Origin of the sequence: Amycolatopsis sp. NPDC051371 (assembly GCF_040682155.1) — a bacterium.
Lineage (GTDB): Bacteria > Actinomycetota > Actinomycetes > Mycobacteriales > Pseudonocardiaceae > Amycolatopsis.
The window spans coordinates 12,614-32,854 of sequence record NZ_JBFBAG010000069.1 but is presented as its reverse complement, the minus strand read 5'-3'; the positions used below and the strand labels follow the sequence as shown (position 1 = coordinate 32,854).

Below are 20,241 nucleotides of genomic sequence, written 5' to 3'. Positions count from 1 at the left end.
CACCTGCGCGCGCAGGTGGTCACGGTTTCGAGACGTCGATCTCGGCAGGCTCCCCGACGGAGAATAGTGTCGAAATCGTAGCGATGTGATCGCGCTGAGTTAGCTGTGCTGAATCCCTTGTGGCGTAACGAAACAAGGCGATGAGCTTGAGACTTGACGGTAGTGGATACGCGCTTTGCGACGAAAGGGACGAATGTCACCGCATGAGCCGGGTGCAACAAGCCGTCGAAATTCGAACTTTCGCAGCACTCCGAATATGTTCATGTGCGGAGTGTGAGATCCTGGACTCGAGTCCGTCAAACGATCGGGTGGTGCGACGTGTGTCGCCGAGGACGTGGGTCATCAGGGGCGCTTGTGCGCCTCGCACGCGGGGTCAGCGGCAACCGGTCAGCCGGTGGAACGCCGCCCGTTCGGGATCGGTTAGGGGCGGCAACATCCGCCGGTCCGGGTGCCAGTTCGGCACGAAGGCGACCGGCGGCGTGAACTGTCCAGGCCCGTAGGGTCCGTTGAGCAGGTGCCCGCTGCGGCCGTGACTCACGGCCGCGACCACCATCGCGTTCAGGAACTTCGTCAGCATCGGCTCTGTCACCTCGGGTCGGCACCGTTCGTCGCCGCGTCGATCTGCCGGACGCGCGCGCCTGGTTCTTCCATGATGCTGCCTTCGGTCGTGGAGCACCACCTTCGGAGTTCCGTTTACCGGGCGTCTGTGGTCGCGACAGGGCGTTGAGCTGCGGTTTCAGATCGACGATGGCTGCGCGGCCAGCCGATCGGGCCAGTGGGTCCCGAAACGGACAGCATGGTAGGAGATGCGAGGGTCGCTCAACAAGGTGTAGCAGCTGGCTCTCGCCGACCAGAGGGCGACGGCCTCGGATGCGCGCGTATCGGCGTCTGGGCGAGTTCGCCCGGCTTTCGCCACGCCACGCGCGGCCGTCGGGGCGCAAGCGCGGGCGACTTCTTCGGATATCGTCATGCGGCGTCAGAAGTGGACGAGGGTGAGCCGGCGTCGCCCGGTATGGGTGCGGTGCCGGGCGGTGGCAGCTGCGCTTTCGGGACGGGCAGGGGAGTGCCGCTGCCCGGTTCGGTGTGGGCGGGAGCCACTGTCGTCGGCCTGGTCGTGTCGGTGTGCGGTTGCCTCTCCGGACGCGGAGCGGCGAGGTAGCGCAGCTTCGTCAGGTGTCGTTGCACCAGCCCGGCTCGCCTGGCTTCGTCGAACGCGGCGCGTGCGGCGCTGTTCGCTCGCCGCCGGTGGTGCCGTGGCACGGGTTCGTGGCTCGTCATGGCGCTTGTCCTCCGACTTGATGGCGTGAGCGCTGCCCGCGACGCGAGGAGCGCGCGGTTCGGCGGTTGGTGCGCGGAATCTGGGCTTGGCGGCGAAGGCTGCCGATAGGGTCGCCCGGACGCACTCTCTCGCGCCCATCGCTCGACGTGATCGTCCGATCGCTGGGAGCGTGGCGACCGCGAATCTGTCCTCGGATAACAAAACTGTTTCGGATGACGTACAAAGCCGACCGGTTGGGCCACTTGGCCGTAGGGCCCTCATTGTCCGACAGTCGTGCTTGCGAAGAGTTCACGCGGCATAGTCCACACTGGGAGCAAGCGGGGTGCGAGAGAGTGGCCAGGTCAGGGGGCACGCCGCGCGCGGCCTGCGCACGGCGTCCCCTGGTGGCGCCCCCGGCAGGACTCGAACCTGCGACCTAGAGATTAGAAGGCTCTTGCTCTATCCAGCTGAGCTACGAGGGCCCGCGCCGACGACATGTGCCGCCGGTGCCGGTCGAACGGCATCGGCAGCTTAGTCGCCGTCATCCTCTCGATCGTTCGACACCGGCGAATCGTTTCAGGTCTCGTTCGACGTAATTCGCGAGCGCGGTGCCGGCGACGTCGCAACCGGCAAGTCTGTATCGGAACGACCCCGCTGGGTGACCGTGTGGGGATCTCTTCTGCTCGATGGTCGTTGGCTCGGCGGACCCGTCTGGTGGCGCGGCGGGCTTCCCACACGGACTCGAACCTGCTATTCAGAGATTAGAAGGCTCTTGCTCTGTCCGCCTGCGCCTGGACCGGGCGGGGGAGGGGCGCGTCCGCGCGCCACAGGCCACCGCACCCGGACGGGCTACAACACGGCGACGGCCGGGGTGGTGGGCCTTCTCTCGATAGAGCGCACCACGCCATCGAATCGCCTGGTCAAAGCCCCCTCTCTTGAAGTCTGGCCGGAGCAGCGTGGAGCGAGGGTCAAGGTGCCCCACCAGCCGTGCCTGCCGATGTCCGTGCTCCACACTGCCCGGAGCCAACTGGGCGGCTCCATGCCGCCTGCGTGCCAGCGGTGGCCCTAAGGGCAGGGACCAGGCGCGAACCCGTCAGCGTCGGCGTGCCGCCCGCAGGACTCCCAGCCTCTCGAAGGTCGCCTGAGGAGCTGGTCGGCCCACGCCACAGGTCGTGCTTACGTGGCTTGGCCCGCACCTCGCGGCACCTCCCGCAGCCAGGCAGCCTCCCTTCTGGAGGGTGTCCCTGGTAGCCGTAGATATGCCATTACAAAGCGCGTCCAACCCGCCGGCGGTCTCCTTATGGAGACGTAGGGAGCCCGCCGGCTGAACAGGGCTGGGCTGCGCTGTGGATCAGGCACGCCATCACGGTCGGGCAGGGCCGGCTTGCCTGAAGCCGACCCTGCGCGCTGCGGCCGGTGTTGCGGCACCGGCCGGCGTCATCGGCGGGAAGCCCGTGGGCGCGCCCCGCCGCTGGGGCGCGCCCACGGGGTGGGGCCGCTGTCGGGGGAGCGGCCCCGGTCGGGTCCGGCCGCCGCGCGAGCCGGCTCTCCCCTTGGAGCGGACGGCGGTGCGGGCCCGGGTCAGGTCGTCACTCCCAGATCTGGATCCCGCGGACCAGGAACGGCGCGTCCGGCACGAACGTGCCGCCACCCGGGTAAGTGACGAAATCTCCTTCGGTCGAGCATTCCTCGCTCTGGTACACCGTGACGTCCCGCGTCAGCAGATTCGCGAATGACGACCCGGCGAATCCTTCGGGCAGGGGAATGCATTCCCCGGGATTCGCGGTGCGCAGGTCGAAGCGCTGGGCGTCGCCGCCGTAGTCGCCGGTCGGCCACAGGCAGAATTCCCCCTTCTGGCACCCCGGATCGGATGCCGCCTGGGCGGTTCCGACGCTGGTCAGCAGACCCAACGCGGCCAGGATCAGCAGGTGCGGCAGCCGGGCGCGGAGACGGCGTGAAGACATCGTGGATTTCCCCTCTGGATTCGCGGCTTTCGCGGGCCGCGGTGAACTGGTGATTCCAGATTGACGGGCGGCGGAAGATTTGTCAGCCCGCGATTTCGAATCTGTGGACAGGTGGCCGGGCGGGAACCGGTTGTCCACAGGTCCGCAGATGCCTCTTGCGTTCGCGGGGAGATGGGTGCTAGGCGCATCGAACCCGTGGCACGCTGGACGGATGCTGGGGGATCGGGTCGCGGTGTTCGGCGTCTTCGCGCTCAACGGCGTCGCGCTGGGCTCCTGGGCATCGCGCACCCCCGCGCTGGCGGCGCAGGTGCACGCCTCGCCGGGGGTTTTCGGCCTGGCCCTGCTCGGCGCCAGCGCCGGGATGCTCGCCGCCGCCTCGGTGTCCGGCCGGATCATCGAACGGGCCGGCGCCCGCGTGGTCGTCGCCGGCAGCACCGTGAGCGCGGCCGGCTCGATGGTGCTGGTCGGCTTCGCGCCCACCGTGCCGCTGCTGGCCGGCGCCCTGCTGCTGATCGGCGCGAGCGTCGGGATGCTCGACGTCGCGATGAACGTCGCCGCGGTGGCCGTCGAACGCCGGATCCGCCGCCCGATCATGCCGGAGTTCCACGCGGGCTTCAGCGTCGGCGCGCTCGCCGGTTCGCTGGCCGCGGGCCTCGCCGCCGGCCACGACTGGTCCCCGGGGCGCCACCTGAGCGTGGCCGCCGTCGTCGCCGTCGCGATGCTGCTGTGCATCGTCCGCGCGGTCCCCGGCAGCCGTCCCGGACATACCGAAGCGGCGACGCCGAGCCGGGCGCCGGTCCGCCGTCCGGTGCTGTGGCTGCTCGCCGCGGTCACGTTGTGCTCGGCCATCGCCGAAGGCGCGTCGTCGGACTGGTCCGCCTTGCTGATGACGGCCGAACGCGGTGTCGGCCAGGGTGCCGCGGCGCTCGCGTTCGCCGGCTTCCAGCTGGTCATGGCGCTGACCCGGCTCGCCGGCTCGTGGGCGCAACGCCGGTTCGGTCCCACCCGCTGCCTCGCCGCGGGTGCGGCCCTGGCCGCCATCGGGCTGCTCACCGCGGCCGCGATCCCGGTCGCCGCCGCCGGTTACGCCGGCTTCGCGCTCGCCGGCGCGGGCCTGGCCGCGTCGTTCCCGCTCGCCCTGAGCCTGGCCGGCGACGCGGGGAAACGCGGCGACGGCACCGGCGGCGAGCGCGAGATCGGCTTCGTCACGGCCATCGCCTACACCGGGTTCCTCGGCGGGCCGCCGATCGTCGGGGGCATCGCGCAGGTGACGAACTACGGCGTGGCGTTCGGGTTCGTCGGGCTGGTCGCCGCGCTGATCCTGCCCGCCGCCCTCGGCGCCCGGCGGGCGCGGAAGCGGGAGGAAGCCGCGCTGACGGCCGAATCGTGACAAAACCCCGGGAGCCGTCACGGACGAGCGTGCGTCTCTTTCCCGTACGGCCCCTATCGCCGAAGCCCCGTTGACAGTGCGGAACCAAGCGGGGCAAGCTGAGCGCGTCGTTAGCTGAAATGAATTTACCGACGTTACGAGTTCAGGTGGGCTGGTCAGGGTAGGGGCCTTGACCCGGGGAGGACGTCGTGAGGGTTGTGCTGCTCGGCGGCGCGGGGGCGCTCGCCGGTGGAGCCGGGGTCCCGCTCCTGCAAGGGGCGGTGCCGAGGCTCGTGCTCGTGCCGGTCGCGTTCCGGCTCGCGCTGTTCCTGCAAGCGGTCTGGGCCGGTGGCCCGCTGGGCGCGCCGGTGCTCGGCCTCGCCGTCGTGCTCTACCTCGTGCCGAACCTGGCCGAGGTGGCCTGGGTCTTCCACCGCAGCGCCGGCATCCGGCCGGTGCTCGCCGCCGACACCGCATACACGCTCGCCACGAGCGTCGCCGCGGCGCTGTTCGCCGGGCACGCACCCGGCCTGCTCGCCCTGACCTGGCCGAACATCATGGGCACGGTCATGGTCTGGACGCTGCTGCGCGGCGCCCCGGCGGGGGCGATCGCGATCACCAGTGCCGTCTTCCTCCGCTACGGCATGGCCGTGGTGTCCGGCACGTCGGCACCCGCGACGTGGATCGTGCTCGCGCTGGTCGCGGCCGCCGCGACGGCGCTGGCGATCGTCATGCTCGTCGCCGGGGCGATGCGGTTCGCGCACCGGCTGGGGGAGCAGCGCGGTCGCGCCGCCGAGCGGGAGCGGCACCGGCGCGACCTGCACGACACCGTCCTGCAGGTGATGGAGTCGCTCGCGCTCCCGGCGCCCCGGGACGGCCTCGACCCGGTGGGCAGCCTCGACCAGGTCCGCCGCATCGCCCGCGCACACGCCCTGCGCCTGCGGCTGAGCCTCGACGGGGACGCGCCCGCGGAGCCGGGCGGCCTCGAGCACCGCCTCGGCGCGCTGGCCGTCGAGATGACGGCGGAGGGCCTGCGCGTCGATCTCGTCTCACTGGCGAAGCCAGCCGAAGTCTCCGAGAGCGTCGTCAACTCCTTGCACGACGGGGCTCGTGAAGCGCTGCGAAACACGTTGAAGCACGCGAAGGCGCCCAAAGCCGTCATGTGCCTCGAAGAGCACGACGGCATCGTGACGGTGTCCGTGCGCGACCACGGCGTCGGCTTCGACGTCGGCGCGCACCACCACGGGTTCGGCATCGAGAACTCGATCCACGCCCGGCTGGCCGAGATCGGCGGCACCGCGCGCATCGACTCGGCGCCCGGCCAGGGCACCCGCGTCGTGCTGACCGCCCCGCTAGAGCTGCGTTTCCCCGTCGGGTGAGTCGCGCCACTGCGCGAACGGGCGGTCCAGCGCCCACTTGCCGTCCTGCTCTTCGAGGACGCGGTATTCGCAGGTCCCCGGGTTGGACAGCGACTCGAACAGCTCGATGCTCCAGCCGAACAGCCGGCGGCACAGCAGCCGCACCGTGAGCCCGTGCGACACGATCAGGACCGTCTCCGGGTGACTTTCGTCGCGCAGGCGCAGGTCCGAGAGGAACGCCGCGACGCGGTCGTCGACGTCCGCGCCCGACTCGCCGAAGGGCAGCCGGTAGAAGAAGTGCCCGAACTCGTTGCGCCGCGCTTTCTGGACCTCCTGGCCGGCGGGGTCCTGGAGGTTGCCCCAGTCCTGCTCGCGCAGCCGCGGCTCCTGCAGCAGCCGCTCGCACGACGCCTCGATGTCCAGCAACCGCAACGTTTCCCGCGTGCGCAGGTACGGGCTGACGTAGACGGCGGGCCGCTCGCCGTCGAGCAGCCGGGCGATCTCCGGCCCCACCGCGAGCGCTTCCCGCTCGCCCTTCTCCGTCAGCGGCAGGGCGTGGTCGGGGATCCGCGTGTAGGCGAGCTCGTCGACGTTGCCGAGCGACTCGGCGTGCCGCAGCAGGATCATCTTCACGCTCCCATCCTGCCCGTCACACGGGCCTGACCGGGGCTGGGCATACCCTCTGGGGCGTGTCCAGCGAGCCCGTGACGAAATCCGGCGTGCCCACGCAGCGCCGGGCCAGTGTGCTGCCCCTGCTCGCGGTCGGCGTGCTGCTGGCCGCCGTCGTCGCGATCGGGCTGATCGCGCTCACCGGCGGGGCCGGTTACGCCATCGCCGGGCTGCCGGATCCGGGGCTCGTCACCAAGTACGGCATCACGGTCATGCGCGTGCTGTCCGAAGCCGCGTCGGTGATCTGCGTCGGGTCGCTGCTGCTGGCCGCGTTCCTGGTGCCGCCGCAGAAGTCCGGCACGCTCGGCCCGGAGGGCTACGGCGCCCTGCGCGCGGCCGGGATCGCCGCCTGGGTCTGGTTCGGCGCGGCCCTGCTCTCGGTCGCCTTCACCGCCGCCGACACCGCCGGTAAGCCGTTCGGCGAGATCCTGGACCCGCAGACGCTGCTCGACCTCGTCGGCGCCATCGAGCAGCCGAAGGCCTGGCTGTGGACCGCGCTGATCGCGATCCTCGTCGCCCTCGGCTGCCGGCTCGCGCTGTCGTGGGGCTGGACGGCGGTGCTGTTCTTCCTGGCCGTCGGCGGGCTGGTCCCGGTCGCGGTCACCGGGCACTCCGCCAGCGGCGGCTCGCACGACGTCGCCACCAACAGCCTGCTGTTCCACCTCGTCGCGGCGTCCCTCTGGGTCGGCGGCCTGGTCGCGCTGCTGGCGCTGGGTTACCGGCGCGGGAACCACCTGAGCCTGGCCGCGCAGCGGTTCTCGCGGCTGGCGCTGGTCTGCTGGATCGTGATGGCGATCTCCGGCGTGGTCAACGCGCTGGTCCGGATCGGCCTGAACGACCTGTTCACCACCGACTACGGCCTCCTGGTCGTCGCCAAGACGGTCGCGCTGCTGCTGCTCGGGGTCTTCGGCCACCAGCAGCGCAAGAAGGGCGTCGCGGACCTCGTCGACGGCAAGGGCGGCGGCCAGCTGATGCGGCTCGCCGCGGTCGAGATCCTGATCATGTTCGTCACGATCGGGATCGCGTCCGGGCTGGCCAGGACGCCGCCGCCGGCGGACGCGGTCACCCAGCCGTCCACCACCGAGCTGCTGATCGGCTACAACCTCGACGGGCCACCGACGGTGTGGCGGCTGCTCTTCGACACCCGCTTCGACCTGGTCTACGGCACCCTCGCGCTCGTCCTCGGCGGGTTGTACCTCGCCGGAGTGCAGCGGCTGCTGCGCCGCGGCGACTCCTGGCCGGTCGGCCGCACGGTCGCCTGGATCGTCGGCTGCGTGGTGCTGCTGATCGCGACGTCGTCCGGCATCGGCCGCTACGCACCCGCGATGTTCAGCGTCCACATGGGCAACCACATGCTGCTGTCGATGGTGGCGCCGGTGCTGTTCGTGCTGGGCGGGCCGGTGACGCTCGCGCTGCGCGCCCTGCCGGCCGCGGGCAAGGAAGCCCCACCGGGACCGCGCGAGTGGCTCGTCGCGGCGGTGCACTCGCCGGTGTCGCGGTTCCTGACCCACCCGGTGGTCGCGCTGCTGCTGTTCGTCGGCTCGTTCTACGCGCTGTACTTCTCCGGCCTGTTCGACAACGCGCTGAACTACCACTGGGCGCACCTGGCGATGAACGCGCACTTCCTGCTCGCCGGGTACGTCTTCTACTGGCCGGTGATCGGCGTCGACCCGGCGCCTCGGCGGATCCCGTACCTCGGCCGGCTCGGGATGATGTTCGCCGCGATGCCGTTCCACGCCTTCTTCGGCGTGATCCTGATGAGCAAGCAGACCGTGATCGGGCAGGCGTTCTACGGCGCGCTGCACCTGCCGTGGGTGCCGGACCTGCTCACCGACCAGCGGCTCGGCGGCGGCATCGCCTGGGCGTCGGGCGAGCTCCCGGTGCTGCTGGTGCTGATCGCGCTGCTGGTGCAGTGGTCGCGCCAGGACGAGCGCGAGGCGAAGCGGCGGGACCGGCGCGAGGCGGTGACCGGCGACGAGGAGCTGAACGCCTACAACGCGATGCTGAAGAACCTCGCCGACGGCAAGCGGGCCGACTGAGTCTCGACTTCCGGTCGAGGGTGAGCCGCGTCCGGAGCCCGGCAAAACGACGGTTTCGGTGATCCCGGGCTGACTTTCGGTAGTCCGACGGTGACCGGCGTCGGGTCGCGATCAGGTGCGCTCTACGATCGTCGGTATGGCCGAGTTCATCTACACCATGAAGAAGGTGCGCAAGACCGTCGGGGACAAGGTCATCCTCGACGACGTCAGCACCGCGTTCTACCCCGGCGCCAAGATCGGCGTGGTGGGGCCGAACGGTGCCGGTAAGTCCACCGTTCTCAAGATCATGGCGGGGATCGAGCAGGCCAGCAACGGCGAAGCGTTCCTCCAGCCCGGCGCGAGCGTGGGCATCCTCATGCAGGAGCCGGAGCTCAACGAGGAGAAGACCGTCCGCGGGAACGTGGAAGAGGGCCTCGGCGAGATCAAGACCAAGCTCGACCGCTACAACGAGATCGCCGAGCTGATGGCGACCGACTACAGCGACGCCCTGATGGAGGAGATGGGCCAGCTCCAGGAGGAGCTGGACCACGCCGACGCCTGGGAGCTCGACTCGACCGTCGAGCAGGCCATGGACGCGCTGCGCTGCCCGCCGCCCGAGGAGGGTGTCTCGCACCTCTCCGGTGGTGAGCGCCGCCGCGTCGCGCTGTGCAAGCTGCTGCTCTCCGCGCCGGACCTGCTGCTGCTCGACGAGCCCACCAACCACCTGGACGCCGAGAGTGTCCTGTGGCTGGAGCAGTTCCTCTCCCGCTACGCCGGCGCCGTCCTGGCCGTCACCCACGACCGGTACTTCCTGGACAACGTGGCCGAGTGGATCATGGAGATCGACCGCGGCCGCGTCGTCGGCTACGAGGGCAACTACTCCACGTACCTGGAGAAGAAGCAGGAACGCCTCGCGGTCCAGGGCAAGAAGGACATGAAGCTCGCGAAGCGCCTGAAGACCGAGCTGGAGTGGGTCCGGTCCAACGCTAAGGCCCGCCAGACCAAGTCCCGGTCGCGGCTGGACCGCTACGAGGAGATGGCGGCGGAGGCGGACAAGCACCGCAAGCTCGACTTCGAAGAGATCCAGATCCCGCCGGGCCCGCGGCTCGGCAGCATCGTGGTCGAGGTCGACAAGCTCAAGAAGGGCTTCGACGACCGCGTGCTCATCGACGGCCTGTCGTTCGACCTGCCGCGCAACGGCATCGTCGGCGTGATCGGCCCGAACGGCGTCGGCAAGACCACGCTGTTCAAGACCATCGTCGGGCTCGAGGAGCCGGACGACGGCATCGTCAAGATCGGCGAGACGGTCAAGCTGTCCTATGTGGACCAGAACCGCGGCGGGATCGACCCGAAGAAGACCGTGTGGCAGGTCGTCTCCGACGAGCTGGACTACATCCACGTCGGCCAGACCGAAATGCCGTCGCGCGCGTACGTCAGCGCGTTCGGCTTCAAGGGCCCGGACCAGCAGAAGCCGGCGGGCGTGCTCTCCGGTGGTGAGCGCAACCGGCTCAACCTGGCGCTGACGCTCAAGCTGGGCGGGAACCTGATCCTGCTCGACGAGCCGACGAACGACCTGGACGTCGAGACGCTGGGCTCGCTGGAGAACGCGCTGGAGCAGTTCCCCGGCTGCGCCGTCGTGATCTCCCACGACCGGTGGTTCCTCGACCGGGTCGCGACGCACATCCTGGCCTGGGAAGGCACCGACGAGAACCCCTCGCAGTGGTTCTGGTTCGAGGGCAACTTCGAAGGGTACGAGAAGAACAAGGTGGAGCGGATGGGCGCCGAGGCCGCCCGCCCGCACCGTGTCACCCACCGCAAGCTGACCCGCGACTGAGGGGGCGGGTTTCCCCGTGGAGGCCAGCAAGCAGCACCGGACGGGCCCGCTCTCGCACGTCGAGAGCGGGCGCTCCGCCAATGCCGGGGGAACCCTCTCCGCAGTCGGACGGCTGATCGAGCGGGCGGACGCCCTGCACCTGAGGGCGCCCGAGCTCGCCTTGGTCCTCGGTGAGCGCGCCGCCGCGTTGTCCGAAGCCGCCGGCGCCGACGAGCAGTGGATCCGGGCCGAAAGCCTGGTCGTGTCCGCGCGCGTCCGGCTCGGCGACCGGCCGGCCACGGTGGCCCGGGCGGTCGCGGCCCTGCGCGCGGCCGAGCACGCCGGCTACGGCGACATCGCCGCCCGGCTGCGCATCGACCTCGCCGTGTGCGCCCGCAGCCTGGGCGTGCCGCTGACCGGGCTCGCCGCGCTGCGCCCGGTCCTCACCGATCCTGTCGTTTCGCCGGTGCATCGCGCCGCCGCGCTGACCCACCTCGTCGGCTGCCTCGCGCAGATCGGCCGGAAGTCGGAGCTGGACCGCGTGCTCGTCGAGGCGGACAAGCTCGTCCTCGGCGACGAGTCCCTGGGCGCCGACACCCAGCTGCTGGTGCGGGCGCTGCTGCGCGTCGGCACGGCCGCGCACCGGCGCCGCCACGGCGACCTGACCGCGGCGGCCGACGCCGCCCGGACCGGCCTGGGCTTCCTGGAGAAGCTCGACAACCCGGCCGACGACGGTGGGCTCGTCCGGATCCGGCTGGTGCTGCTGCTGGTGAGCACGCTGCTCGACCGCGGCGACGCCGAAATGGCGTACGAGATTGCCGAGCCGATCCTGGCCGAGCCGGTGCGGGCGGCCGGGGTCGCGCCGATGGGCTGGCTGCGGCTGGCCGTCGCGACGCGGATCCACCTGCCCTCGGGTTCGGGCGAAGCGGCGATCGAGCTGGTCCGCGAAGCCGTGGCGAGCACGGATCGTCATGGGCTGTCCGCGGTCACCGCGCGGTTGTGGCTCGAACTGGCGCAGCTGCAGGAGCGGTTCGGCCAGGCCGAAGAAGCCATCGCGTGCCTGTACCGCTCGCGGGCGGCCGAGCAGCTCCACGCGCGAGCCCGGCGGCAGGCGTGCAGCGTGCTGGCCGGCGAGTTCGGCTCGGGGGAGCCGGCGTCGGTCGACCTCGACGAGGTGCTGAAGGCGGTGCCGTCGCGGCCGGTCCCGGTCGTCCCGGCGGTGGTGGCGGTTCCGGTTGCGCCGGCGGCCCCGGTTGCGCCGGCGGCCCCGGTTGCGCCGGCGGCCCCGGTTGCGCCGGCTGCCCCGGCTGTCGCCGTCGAGCCGGTCGAGCCGTCGCCGCGGACGCCGGCCTGGTCGTTCGGCCGCGAGGAGACCCCGAAGCCCGAGCCGCGGCAGCCGGCGCCCGCGTGGTCGTTCGAACGGCCGCGCGTGACCGCCGACGCCGCCGAGACCACGGTGATGCCGGCGGTGCGGGACGAGCCCGCGGAGCCACCCGTGCGTCCGGAGCCGGTGGTCGTCGAGCGGCGGCCGGCGCCGGTCCGTCCGGAGCCGATCGAGGTGCGGTCCGAAGCTCCTGCGACGGGGCGTCGCCGGCAGCCGGAGCCCGTCGAAGTCCAGGCTGAGCGCCCTCGTGAGCCGGAGCCCCGGGCCGAGAAGGCGCGGCCGGCGCCGATCGAGATCCGGAGCACTCCGCCGGAGCCGGAACCGAAGACTGCGGCCGCCGAAAACGGCAAGACCAAGTTCTCCTGGGCGGCACTCGCCGAAGCTCGGTTGAAGGAGACCGCCGCCGAACGCGAGTCGGCGCCGACGCGCATCACGCCGGCGTTGCCGCTCGCGCCCGAGCCCGCCGCCGAGCGGGAACCGTGGGAGGCACGGCGCGAACCGCAGCCGTCGACCCGGCACGACGCCGAGCACGGTTCGGAGGCCGCCCGGTCGGTGCTGGACCGCCTGGGCATCTCGTCGTCGGGCGGCGCGGGTGGCGGCCGTCGCCGGGCGGAGGACGCGGACAGCCCGCCCGAGAGGGGCGAGGAGAGCTCCCGCCGTCCCGAGCCGGAGTTGGCCCCGCCCCCGCGGCCGGAGGACGAGCCGCCGTCGGTGCCGGACTACCGCGACGAAGCCGAGCCCTGGTTGCCGCGGCTGCGGATGCCACCGTCGCTGGAGCCGATGGAGGACTTCGGCCACTGGACGCCGGCGACGGCACCGTTCCCGGAGAGCTACGCACGCGCGATCGCGGAGGACGAGCCCCCGCCGGACGCGGGCCTCGCCGACCTGCTCGCCCGCGCGCTGGCCGAGCACCAGGCAGGGACGGCGAGCGCCGCGGCGCTGGTCAAGAAGCTGGGCTCGAAGGACACGGGCCGCCGTAATGGTCACGGCCGCAACGGTCACGGCGCCGAGGTCGGCGACTCCCGCCGCCACGGCACGGGCGACTGACCGGACCCGCTTCGGCCGCGCCCCTGCGGCGATGACGGGCCCGGCCCGCCGGGCTTGCTTCGGCAACGACAGCAGCCCCCGGCGATGACCGGCCCGGCCCGGCACATCGGGCGGCGGCTTGCTCCGCAAACGGCCGCAGCCCCTGCGGCGATGACCGGCGCGGCCTGCGCACCCGGCGATAGGTCGTGCTTCGGCGACGACAGCGGCCCCGCAGCGACCGGCCGCGCGCGCCGGGCTTGCTTCGGCAACGACAGCGGCCCGCAGCGATGACCGGCTCGGCGCACCGGGCCGCCGGCAGGCAGGCTTCGCCGGCCCACAGCCCCGCTGCGGCAACAGCCGGTGTCTTGAATGAGTCATTCAGGACCTCGCACGTCCTGAATGACTCATTCAAGACGTTTGGCCGAGCCACCCAGGAGCCGCGCGACCCAAGCGCCCCGACTACCCCGGCTCATCGCCGAACCGCCGGATTCGCCCACCGGCCCCGCCTCCACGACCGCCCCCGTCGGCGAGACACCCCTATTCGTCGCCGACGTGCCGGGGGCCCGGACACAGTGGCGTCCGTCGCACTCCGGCGTCGCCGACCGGCCGACAGCCTTCGCCGAACGGCTCGGCCGGACCTCAGCTGAACCGATCATGTCGGCCTCACCTCAGGTAATGCCCGCCGACCCCGGCTGGTCAGCGCCGCGCGGCCTCCCGGAACACAACCCGTCAGTAGCTTGACCGATCACGCGAATTCGCTGGCCCGGAAGGGTTTTCCGACTCTGGGGAACCCCCGGGTCTTCATGTGATCCCCGACCGCGGCGCATTAGTGTGGGGTGGTCCGGTTCAACGCCGAACCGGCGCGGTGTCACCTCACGAATACTGGAGAGTTGCCTCAAATGAGCTCGACCGGAGTCTCGTCCCCACCCGGAACCGGAGCCGAAACCGAACCCGAATTCGGTCAGCGCTCCCCGGCCAGCCCGGAGCAGATCAGGGACGACCTGATCGACTCCGCCGCCGGCCTGGCGCCGGAGATCGGCGAGCTCATCCGGCTCTACTACCGGCACATCCCGGCCGAAGAGATCGTCGGCGACGAGCCCGTCAACCTGGTCGGCGCGGTGCGCTCGCACCTGCAGCTCGCCAAGTCCCGGATGCCCGGCCGCCCGGCCGTGCGGCTACTCAACCCCACCGTCGCCGAAGACGGCTGGGCCCGCGAAGCCACCGTCGTGCAGGTCGTCACCGACGACATGCCCTACCTGGTCGACTCGATCGCCGCGGAGTTCGCCCGGGACGGCGTGCAGGTGCAGCGGATCGTCCACCCGATCGTGGTGGTCACCCGCGACCTCACCGGTGAGCTGCAGGACGTCCACCCGGACGCCGACCCGGGCGAGCCGCCCGCGAACTCGGCCGCCGAGTCGTGGATGTACATCGAGATCGACTTCGTCACCGACCCGAACCGGGCGCGCGAGCTCGACAACCGCCTCTCCAGCGTTCTCGGGGACGTCCGCGAGGTCGTCGAGGACGCCGAGAAGATGGCCCAGACGGCCTGCCAGCTCGCGAGCGAACTGGAAACCGAGCCGCCGCACCTGCCGCAGGCCGAGGTCGCCGAGGGCGCCCGCCTGCTGCGCTGGCTGGCCGACGGCCACTTCACCTTCCTCGGCTACCGCCGCTACGAGCTGGTCGACAACCCGCACCCCGACTCCGACGACCCGGCCTTGCGCGCGGTGCTGGCCTCCGGGCTCGGCGTGCTGCGCCAGGACAGCCTCGCCGCCCGCGGCCTCACCGCCGGCCCGGACACCGCCGCGTCCGCGCTCTCGCCGACGCTGCTGGTGCTGACCCAGGCGAGCGCGCCCTCGACCGTGCACCGGCCGGTCTACCCGTACTACGTCGGCGTGAAGACCTTCGACGGCGAAGGCAACGTCACCGGCGAACACCGCTTCCTCGGCATGTTCACCACCACCGCGCTGCACGAGAACGTGCTCGACATCCCGGTGGTGTGCAAGCGGGTCCGCGAGGTCATCCACCGCGCCGGGTTCCCGATGGAGTCCTTCTCCGGCCAGCGGATGCTCGAGGTGCTGCAGAACTGGCCGCGCGCCGACCTGTTCTCCGCCGACACCGACTCGCTGTACTCGACGACGACCGGCGCGATCACGCTGTCGGACCGCCGGCGGCTGCGGCTGTTCCTGCGTCGCGACCCGTACGGCCGCTTCTACTCCTGCCTCGTCTACCTCCCGCAGGACCGCTACACAACGCGGTCGCGGCTGGCGATGCAGGAAGTCCTGCTGGAGGAGCTCGAAGGCACCCAGCTCGAATACAGCGCGCGGATCGGCGAAACCGTCCTGGCGCAGGTGCACTTCATGGTGCACACCGACCCCGCGCGCCGGCTGGAGCCGGACACCCAGCGGATCCAGGAGCGGCTCAACAGCGCCGTCCGCAGCTGGGACGACCGGATGGTCGAGGCGGTCCTCGACGAACGCCGTGAGCGCTCGGACGGCGGCGTCGCCGTGGGCGTCCTCGGCGAGGAGTCGGCGACCGAGCAGGGCCAGCGCTTCGCGAGCGTCTTCCCCGAGGGCTACAAGGAGGACTTCTCCGCCGGAGAGGCGCTGGCCGACCTCCGCTCCCTCGACTCCCTGACCGACGAAGGCGACCTCGCGCTGTCGTTCTACCGGCCGTCCGACGCCGAGCCGGGCGAGCGGCGCTTCAAGCTCTACCTGCGCGGCGAAGGCGTCACCCTCTCGAAGGTGCTCCCGGTGCTGCAGGCCATGGGCGTCGAGGTGGTCGACGAACGGCCGTACGAGCTGCACCGCGAAGACGGCGGTGCCTGCTGGATCTACGACTTCGGCCTGCGCGTCGCCCAGAAGATGCTCGACGACGGCGACGACCACGCGGTCGACCAGCTGCGCGGCCGCTTCCAGGACGCCTTCGAGGCCGCCTGGCGCGGGGACGCCGAGGTGGACGGCCTCAACGGACTCGTCCTGCGCGCCGGGCTCACCTGGCGCCAGGCGGCCGTGCTGCGCGCGTACTCGCGGTACCTGCGCCAGGCCGGCAGCGCGTTCTCCCAGGACTACATCCAGAACACGCTGCTGAACCACACCCAGGTCGCGACGAAGCTGCTGCGGCTGTTCGAGGCCCGCTTCGACCCGAAGCTCGGCGACGCCGACCGGGAGGCCGCGACCGAAGCGCTGGCGAGCGAGCTGAGTGCGATGATCGACGAGGTCACCAGCCTCGACGAGGACCGCATCCTGCGTCGCCTGATGGCCGTCATCCGGGCCACGCTGCGAACGAACTACCACGTCACCGACGCCGACGGGAAGCAGCGGCCGTACCTGGCGATCAAGCTCGACCCGGCCGGCGTGCCCGACCTGCCCGAGCCGCGGCCGCGGTTCGAGATCTTCGTGTACTCGCCGCGCGTCGAGGGCGTGCACCTGCGCTTCGGCGAGGTCGCGCGCGGTGGCCTGCGCTGGTCCGACCGGCGCGAGGACTTCCGCACCGAGATCCTCGGCCTGGTCAAGGCGCAGGCGGTGAAGAACGCCGTGATCGTGCCGGTCGGCGCGAAGGGCGGCTTCGTCGTGAAGATGCCGCCGGCCGCGACCGGCGACGCCGGCATCGACCGCGACGCCCAGCTCAACGAGGGCATCGCCTGCTACCGGATGTTCATCTCCGGCCTGCTCGACCTGACCGACAACCGGATCGAGGGCAAGACCGTGCCCGCGCCGGGTGTCGTCCGGCACGACGCCGACGACTCGTACCTGGTCGTCGCCGCCGACAAGGGCACCGCGAAGTTCTCCGACATCGCCAACGAGATGTCCGCGCGGTACGGCTTCTGGCTCGGCGACGCGTTCGCGTCCGGCGGCTCGGTCGGCTACGACCACAAGGCCATGGGCATCACGGCGAAGGGTGCCTGGGAGAGCGTCAAGCGGCACTTCCGCGAGCTGGGCAAGGACACCCAGACCGAGGACTTCACCGTTGTCGGCATCGGCGACATGATGGGCGACGTCTTCGGCAACGGCATGCTGCTCTCGGAGCACATCCGGCTCGTCGCCGCGTTCAACCACATGCACGTGTTCCTCGACCCGAACCCGGATGCCGCGGCGACGTTCGCCGAGCGCCGCCGGCTGTTCGACCTGCCGCGCAGCTCGTGGGACGACTACGACCGCTCGCTGATCAGCGAGGGCGGCGGGATCTACCCGCGCACGGCGAAGTCGATCCCGGTCAGCCCGCAGGTCCGCGAAGCCCTCGGCCTCGAAGAAGGGGTCACCGCGCTGGCGCCGATGGACCTGATCCAGGCGATCCTGCTGGCGCCGGTCGAGCTGCTGTGGAACGGCGGCATCGGCACGTACGTCAAGGCGGAGACCGAAACCCACGCCGCCGCCGGCGACAAGGCCAACGACGCCATCCGCGTCGACGGCAAGCAGCTGCGCGTCAAGGTGTTCGGCGAGGGCGGCAACCTCGGCCTGACCCAGCTGGGCCGCATCGAGTTCGCCCGGGGCGGCGGCAAGATCAACACCGACGCGCTGGACAACTCGGCCGGCGTCGACTGCTCCGACCACGAGGTCAACATCAAGATCCTGCTCGACCACCTGGTGACGACCGGGAAGCTCGAGGAGGGGCAGCGCAACGACCTGCTGGCGGAGATGACCGACGAGGTCGGCGCGCTGGTGCTCGACGACAACTACCGGCAGAACGCCGTCCTCGGCGTCAGCCGGGCGCACGCCGCGCCGATGCTGTCGGTGCACGCGCGCCAGGTCCAGGCGCTGGTGGCCGCGGGCGCCTTCGACCGGAAGCTCGAAGCGCTGCCGAGCAACTCCGAGTTCCGCGAGCTGGAGAAGGCCGGCAAGGGCCTCACCTCGCCGGAGCTCGCGACCCTGCTCGCGCACGTCAAGCTGGAGCTGAAGGACGAGCTGCTGGCCAGCGACCTGCCCGACTCGAAGGTGTTCGCCGGCCGGCTGTCGGAGTACTTCCCGAAGCCGCTTCGCGAGCGGTTCGCCGACGCGATCGGCGAGCACCCGCTGCGCCGCCAGATCATCACCACGATGATCGCCAACGAGGTGGTCGACGGCGGCGGCATCTCCTTCGTCTACCGGTTGATGGAGGAGATGAGCGCGACGGCGACCGACGCCGTCCGCGCGTACGCGGTGGTCACGCGGGTCTTCGACCTGCCCGCCCTGTGGACGGAGATCGACGCGCTCGACAACGTCGTGCACACCGATGTGGCCGACGCGATGGTGCTGGAGACGCGGCGGCTGCTCGACCGGGCCGCGCGCTGGTTCCTCACCAACCGCCCGCAGCCGCTGGCGCCGCTGTCGGAGATCCAGCGCTTCGGCCGCGTTCTCGGCGAGCTGGTGCCGAAGATCGGCGACCTGCTCCGCGGCCGCGAGGCGGAGTCGGTGCAGAAGCACGTGGACGAGCTGATCGCCGCGAACGTGCCGGAGGGGCTGGCCCGCCGGGTCTCGCTGCTGCTGCACACCTACGGCCTGCTCGACGTCACCGAGGTGGCCGAGCTCGCCGAGCAGCAGATCGGCGTGGACGCGACGCACAGCCCGGCCGAGACGGCGGAGCTGTACTACGCGCTCTCGGCGCACCTGGACGTCGACAAGATGCTGACCGAGATCAGCGCGCTCGAACGCGGCAACCGCTGGCACGCGCTCGCCCGGCTTTCGCTGCGCGACGACGTCTACGGTTCGCTGCGGGCGATCACGCTGGACGCGTTGCGGCACAGCGATCCCGGCTCGTCCGGGGACGCCAAGATCGCCCAGTGGGAGAAGACGAACTCCTCGCGGCTGCAGCGGGCGCGCGTCGCGCTGGACGAGATCCACAAGTCCGGCCGGCTCGACCTCGCGACGCTTTCGGTGGCGGCCCGGCAGATCCGGAGCACGGTTCGGTGACCTACGTTTCGCACGTCCGCCCGCGCTGGACGGACATGGATGTCTACGGCCACATCAACCACGCGAAGATGGTGACGCTGCTCGAAGAGGCGCGGATCCCGCTGTTGTTCAAGGGCGCCGTCGAAGCCGGGCTCGACCAGCTGCCCAAGGGCATCGTCGTGGCCAAGCTGGAGGTGGCCTACAAGGCGCCGATCGTGGTGTCCGGGCAGCAGCTGCGCGTGGGGATCGACCTGACGGAGCTGCGTGCGGCGAGCTTCACGCTCGCCTACCGCGTCCACACCGGGCCGGACGAGTCCGACCCGGTCGCGGTGACGGCGGAGACGGTGCTGGCGCCGTACGACACGGTCGCGTTGCGGCCGCGTAGGCTCAGCCCGCCCGAGTCGGAGTTTCTGAAGCAGGGGTTCGCGGATGCCTGAGTTGTTCGTGCCGGACGCGGCGGACCGGGAGACCCTCGGTGCGTTCGTCGCCCGCGCGGTCCGGCTGGACGGTCAGACGGCCGTCCGGCTGCGGCAGCGCGGCGACGGCGTGGTCGAGGCCTGGACGGCGACGCCGTTCGAGTGCCTGGCCACCCGCGCGGTGGCCGGTGACGTCACCCCCGGCGACGTCACGGTGTCCGGCAACGAGCTGCTGGCGGCGCTGACGGTGGCGGGCGGGCCGCGGATGGACCCGGGCCCGGCCCGTGACCTGCTGTGGCAGGGCGAGCTGCCCGCGCCCGGCCGCTGGCAGCTGGTCGACGAGCTTCCGGCGGCCGTCGTCGCGGACCTCGCCGACCGCGGCGTGACCCTGGCCAGGGACAACGCCGGCCCGCACGGCAATCCGCCGGCGTCGCTGATGGACCAGGCGGTGCTGACCGTGACCGGCGGCTCAGTGGAGATCAAGATCCAGATGCGGTGCCTGTTCGCGATGTCCGGCATGGGTTTCGTGGATTCGGACGTCGAGGGTGACGTCGTCCGCGTGACGGCGACGGACTCGTGGCTGCGCCTGGACGCGCGGTACGGCGCGATCGTGCGCCGCCGGCACGCGTTGTTGCCGCTGCTGTTCTGACGGATTCCTTACGACGGCCACCGCTCTTCACCGGGCGGTGGCACCCTGGAAGCATGCCCCCGGAAGACGATCCGACCGCGGAGTTCCTCGACGGTGTCCGCGCCGAGGAGACGCCGTGGCGGCGCGACCGCCTGCCGGGGGAGCAGGCGCCGGAGCGCGCCGAGCGTCCTGAGAGGTGGGGCCGCACGCGAGCGGCGGGCCGGGCGGCCGCCCAAGCTGCGCCCTACCTCCAGGCCGCGGCTCTCGTGGCGTGGCTGGCCAGTGGTGCCTTCGACGATGGCTCGGGCGACCAAAGCGGCTGACCTGTTACCAATCCGGCCAAAAGCAGGCCGACCCCGAGTGGCACGTAACTGTTGCTCCGAAGCCTTCGGCCGTGGCTGTGGTTGGATTGGCGACGATGGGCAGAGTACAGTCCGCGACTTCTCGGGGTGAGGACGGCGAGAGGCGAGCGAT

13 protein-coding genes and 1 tRNA gene are annotated in these 20,241 nt (G+C 71.3%); 9 read left to right on the top strand and 5 right to left on the bottom strand.

Going from position 1 to position 20,241, the window contains the following annotated elements:
* Positions 1-373 precede the first annotated feature (373 nt).
* From AB0M59_RS48760 to AB0M59_RS48745, 4 genes are all read right to left on the bottom strand, one after another.
* Complete coding sequence (locus AB0M59_RS48760; protein WP_364629612.1) at positions 374-577, bottom strand: hypothetical protein; 204 nt, start codon at positions 575-577, stop codon at positions 374-376.
* Positions 578-966: 389 nt separating this feature from the next.
* Entirely contained in the window at positions 967-1,278 is a 312-nt protein-coding gene (locus AB0M59_RS48755) for a hypothetical protein (protein ID WP_364629609.1), read from the bottom strand.
* A 385-nt stretch (positions 1,279-1,663) separates the two neighbouring features.
* Positions 1,664-1,740: transfer RNA gene (locus tag AB0M59_RS48750), tRNA-Arg, on the bottom strand.
* A 1,107-nt stretch (positions 1,741-2,847) separates the two neighbouring features.
* Positions 2,848-3,222: a peptidase inhibitor family I36 protein gene (locus AB0M59_RS48745; protein WP_364629606.1), complete on the bottom strand. Its 375-nt coding sequence runs from the start codon at positions 3,220-3,222 to the stop codon at positions 2,848-2,850.
* Positions 3,223-3,436: 214 nt separating this feature from the next.
* Between AB0M59_RS48745 and AB0M59_RS48740 the strand changes: the two genes are divergently transcribed.
* Positions 3,437-4,612: an MFS transporter gene (locus tag AB0M59_RS48740; RefSeq protein WP_364629655.1), complete on the top strand. Its 1,176-nt coding sequence runs from the start codon at positions 3,437-3,439 to the stop codon at positions 4,610-4,612.
* Positions 4,613-4,800: 188 nt separating this feature from the next.
* Positions 4,801-5,970, top strand: coding sequence for an ATP-binding protein (locus tag AB0M59_RS48735; protein ID WP_364629604.1), 1,170 nt, complete (start codon positions 4,801-4,803; stop codon positions 5,968-5,970).
* Here the strand turns inward: AB0M59_RS48735 and AB0M59_RS48730 are convergent.
* Positions 5,944-6,582 (bottom strand): histidine phosphatase family protein, encoded by a 639-nt coding sequence (locus AB0M59_RS48730; protein WP_364629601.1) that lies wholly within the window; start codon positions 6,580-6,582, stop codon positions 5,944-5,946. The two genes, AB0M59_RS48735 and AB0M59_RS48730, sit on opposite strands and share 27 nt — an antisense overlap.
* A gap of 56 nt (positions 6,583-6,638) precedes the next feature.
* Between AB0M59_RS48730 and AB0M59_RS48725 the strand changes: the two genes are divergently transcribed.
* The 7 genes from AB0M59_RS48725 to AB0M59_RS48695 all read left to right on the top strand — a co-directional run bounded on the left by AB0M59_RS48725 (position 6,639) and on the right by AB0M59_RS48695 (position 20,090).
* Entirely contained in the window at positions 6,639-8,657 is a 2,019-nt protein-coding gene (locus AB0M59_RS48725) for a cytochrome c oxidase assembly protein (protein WP_364629599.1), read from the top strand.
* 136 nt (positions 8,658-8,793) lie between these two features.
* Positions 8,794-10,470, top strand: a complete 1,677-nt coding sequence (gene ettA / locus AB0M59_RS48720; RefSeq protein ID WP_364629596.1) for an energy-dependent translational throttle protein EttA — start codon at positions 8,794-8,796, stop codon at positions 10,468-10,470.
* A gap of 16 nt (positions 10,471-10,486) precedes the next feature.
* Positions 10,487-12,880 (top strand): hypothetical protein, encoded by a 2,394-nt coding sequence (locus tag AB0M59_RS48715; protein ID WP_364629593.1) that lies wholly within the window; start codon positions 10,487-10,489, stop codon positions 12,878-12,880.
* Positions 12,881-13,758: 878 nt separating this feature from the next.
* A complete protein-coding gene (locus AB0M59_RS48710; protein WP_364629590.1) occupies positions 13,759-18,744 on the top strand; it encodes an NAD-glutamate dehydrogenase in 4,986 nt (1,661 codons plus the stop codon).
* Positions 18,741-19,160, top strand: a complete 420-nt coding sequence (locus AB0M59_RS48705; RefSeq protein WP_364629588.1) for a thioesterase family protein — start codon at positions 18,741-18,743, stop codon at positions 19,158-19,160. Before AB0M59_RS48710 ends, AB0M59_RS48705 begins: the two co-directional genes overlap by 4 nt.
* Positions 19,153-19,788, top strand: coding sequence for a hypothetical protein (locus AB0M59_RS48700; protein WP_364629585.1), 636 nt, complete (start codon positions 19,153-19,155; stop codon positions 19,786-19,788). Before AB0M59_RS48705 ends, AB0M59_RS48700 begins: the two co-directional genes overlap by 8 nt.
* Before the next feature lie 53 nt (positions 19,789-19,841).
* Positions 19,842-20,090, top strand: a complete 249-nt coding sequence (locus AB0M59_RS48695; RefSeq protein WP_364629582.1) for a hypothetical protein — start codon at positions 19,842-19,844, stop codon at positions 20,088-20,090.
* The last annotated feature ends 151 nt before the right edge of the window (positions 20,091-20,241 follow it).

Excerpts from the sequence above, each read along its gene's own strand:
- AB0M59_RS48760 (WP_364629612.1), bottom strand. The coding sequence starts at position 577 with ATGCTGACGAAGTTCCTGAACGCGATGGTGGTCGCGGCCGTGAGTCAC.
- AB0M59_RS48700 (WP_364629585.1), top strand. The coding sequence starts at position 19,153 with ATGCCTGAGTTGTTCGTGCCGGACGCGGCGGACCGGGAGACCCTCGGT.
- AB0M59_RS48695 (WP_364629582.1), top strand. The coding sequence starts at position 19,842 with ATGCCCCCGGAAGACGATCCGACCGCGGAGTTCCTCGACGGTGTCCGC.
- AB0M59_RS48755 (WP_364629609.1), bottom strand. The coding sequence starts at position 1,278 with ATGACGAGCCACGAACCCGTGCCACGGCACCACCGGCGGCGAGCGAAC.
- ettA (WP_364629596.1), top strand. The coding sequence starts at position 8,794 with ATGGCCGAGTTCATCTACACCATGAAGAAGGTGCGCAAGACCGTCGGG.
- AB0M59_RS48710 (WP_364629590.1), top strand. The coding sequence starts at position 13,759 with ATGAGCTCGACCGGAGTCTCGTCCCCACCCGGAACCGGAGCCGAAACC.
- AB0M59_RS48745 (WP_364629606.1), bottom strand. The coding sequence starts at position 3,222 with ATGTCTTCACGCCGTCTCCGCGCCCGGCTGCCGCACCTGCTGATCCTG.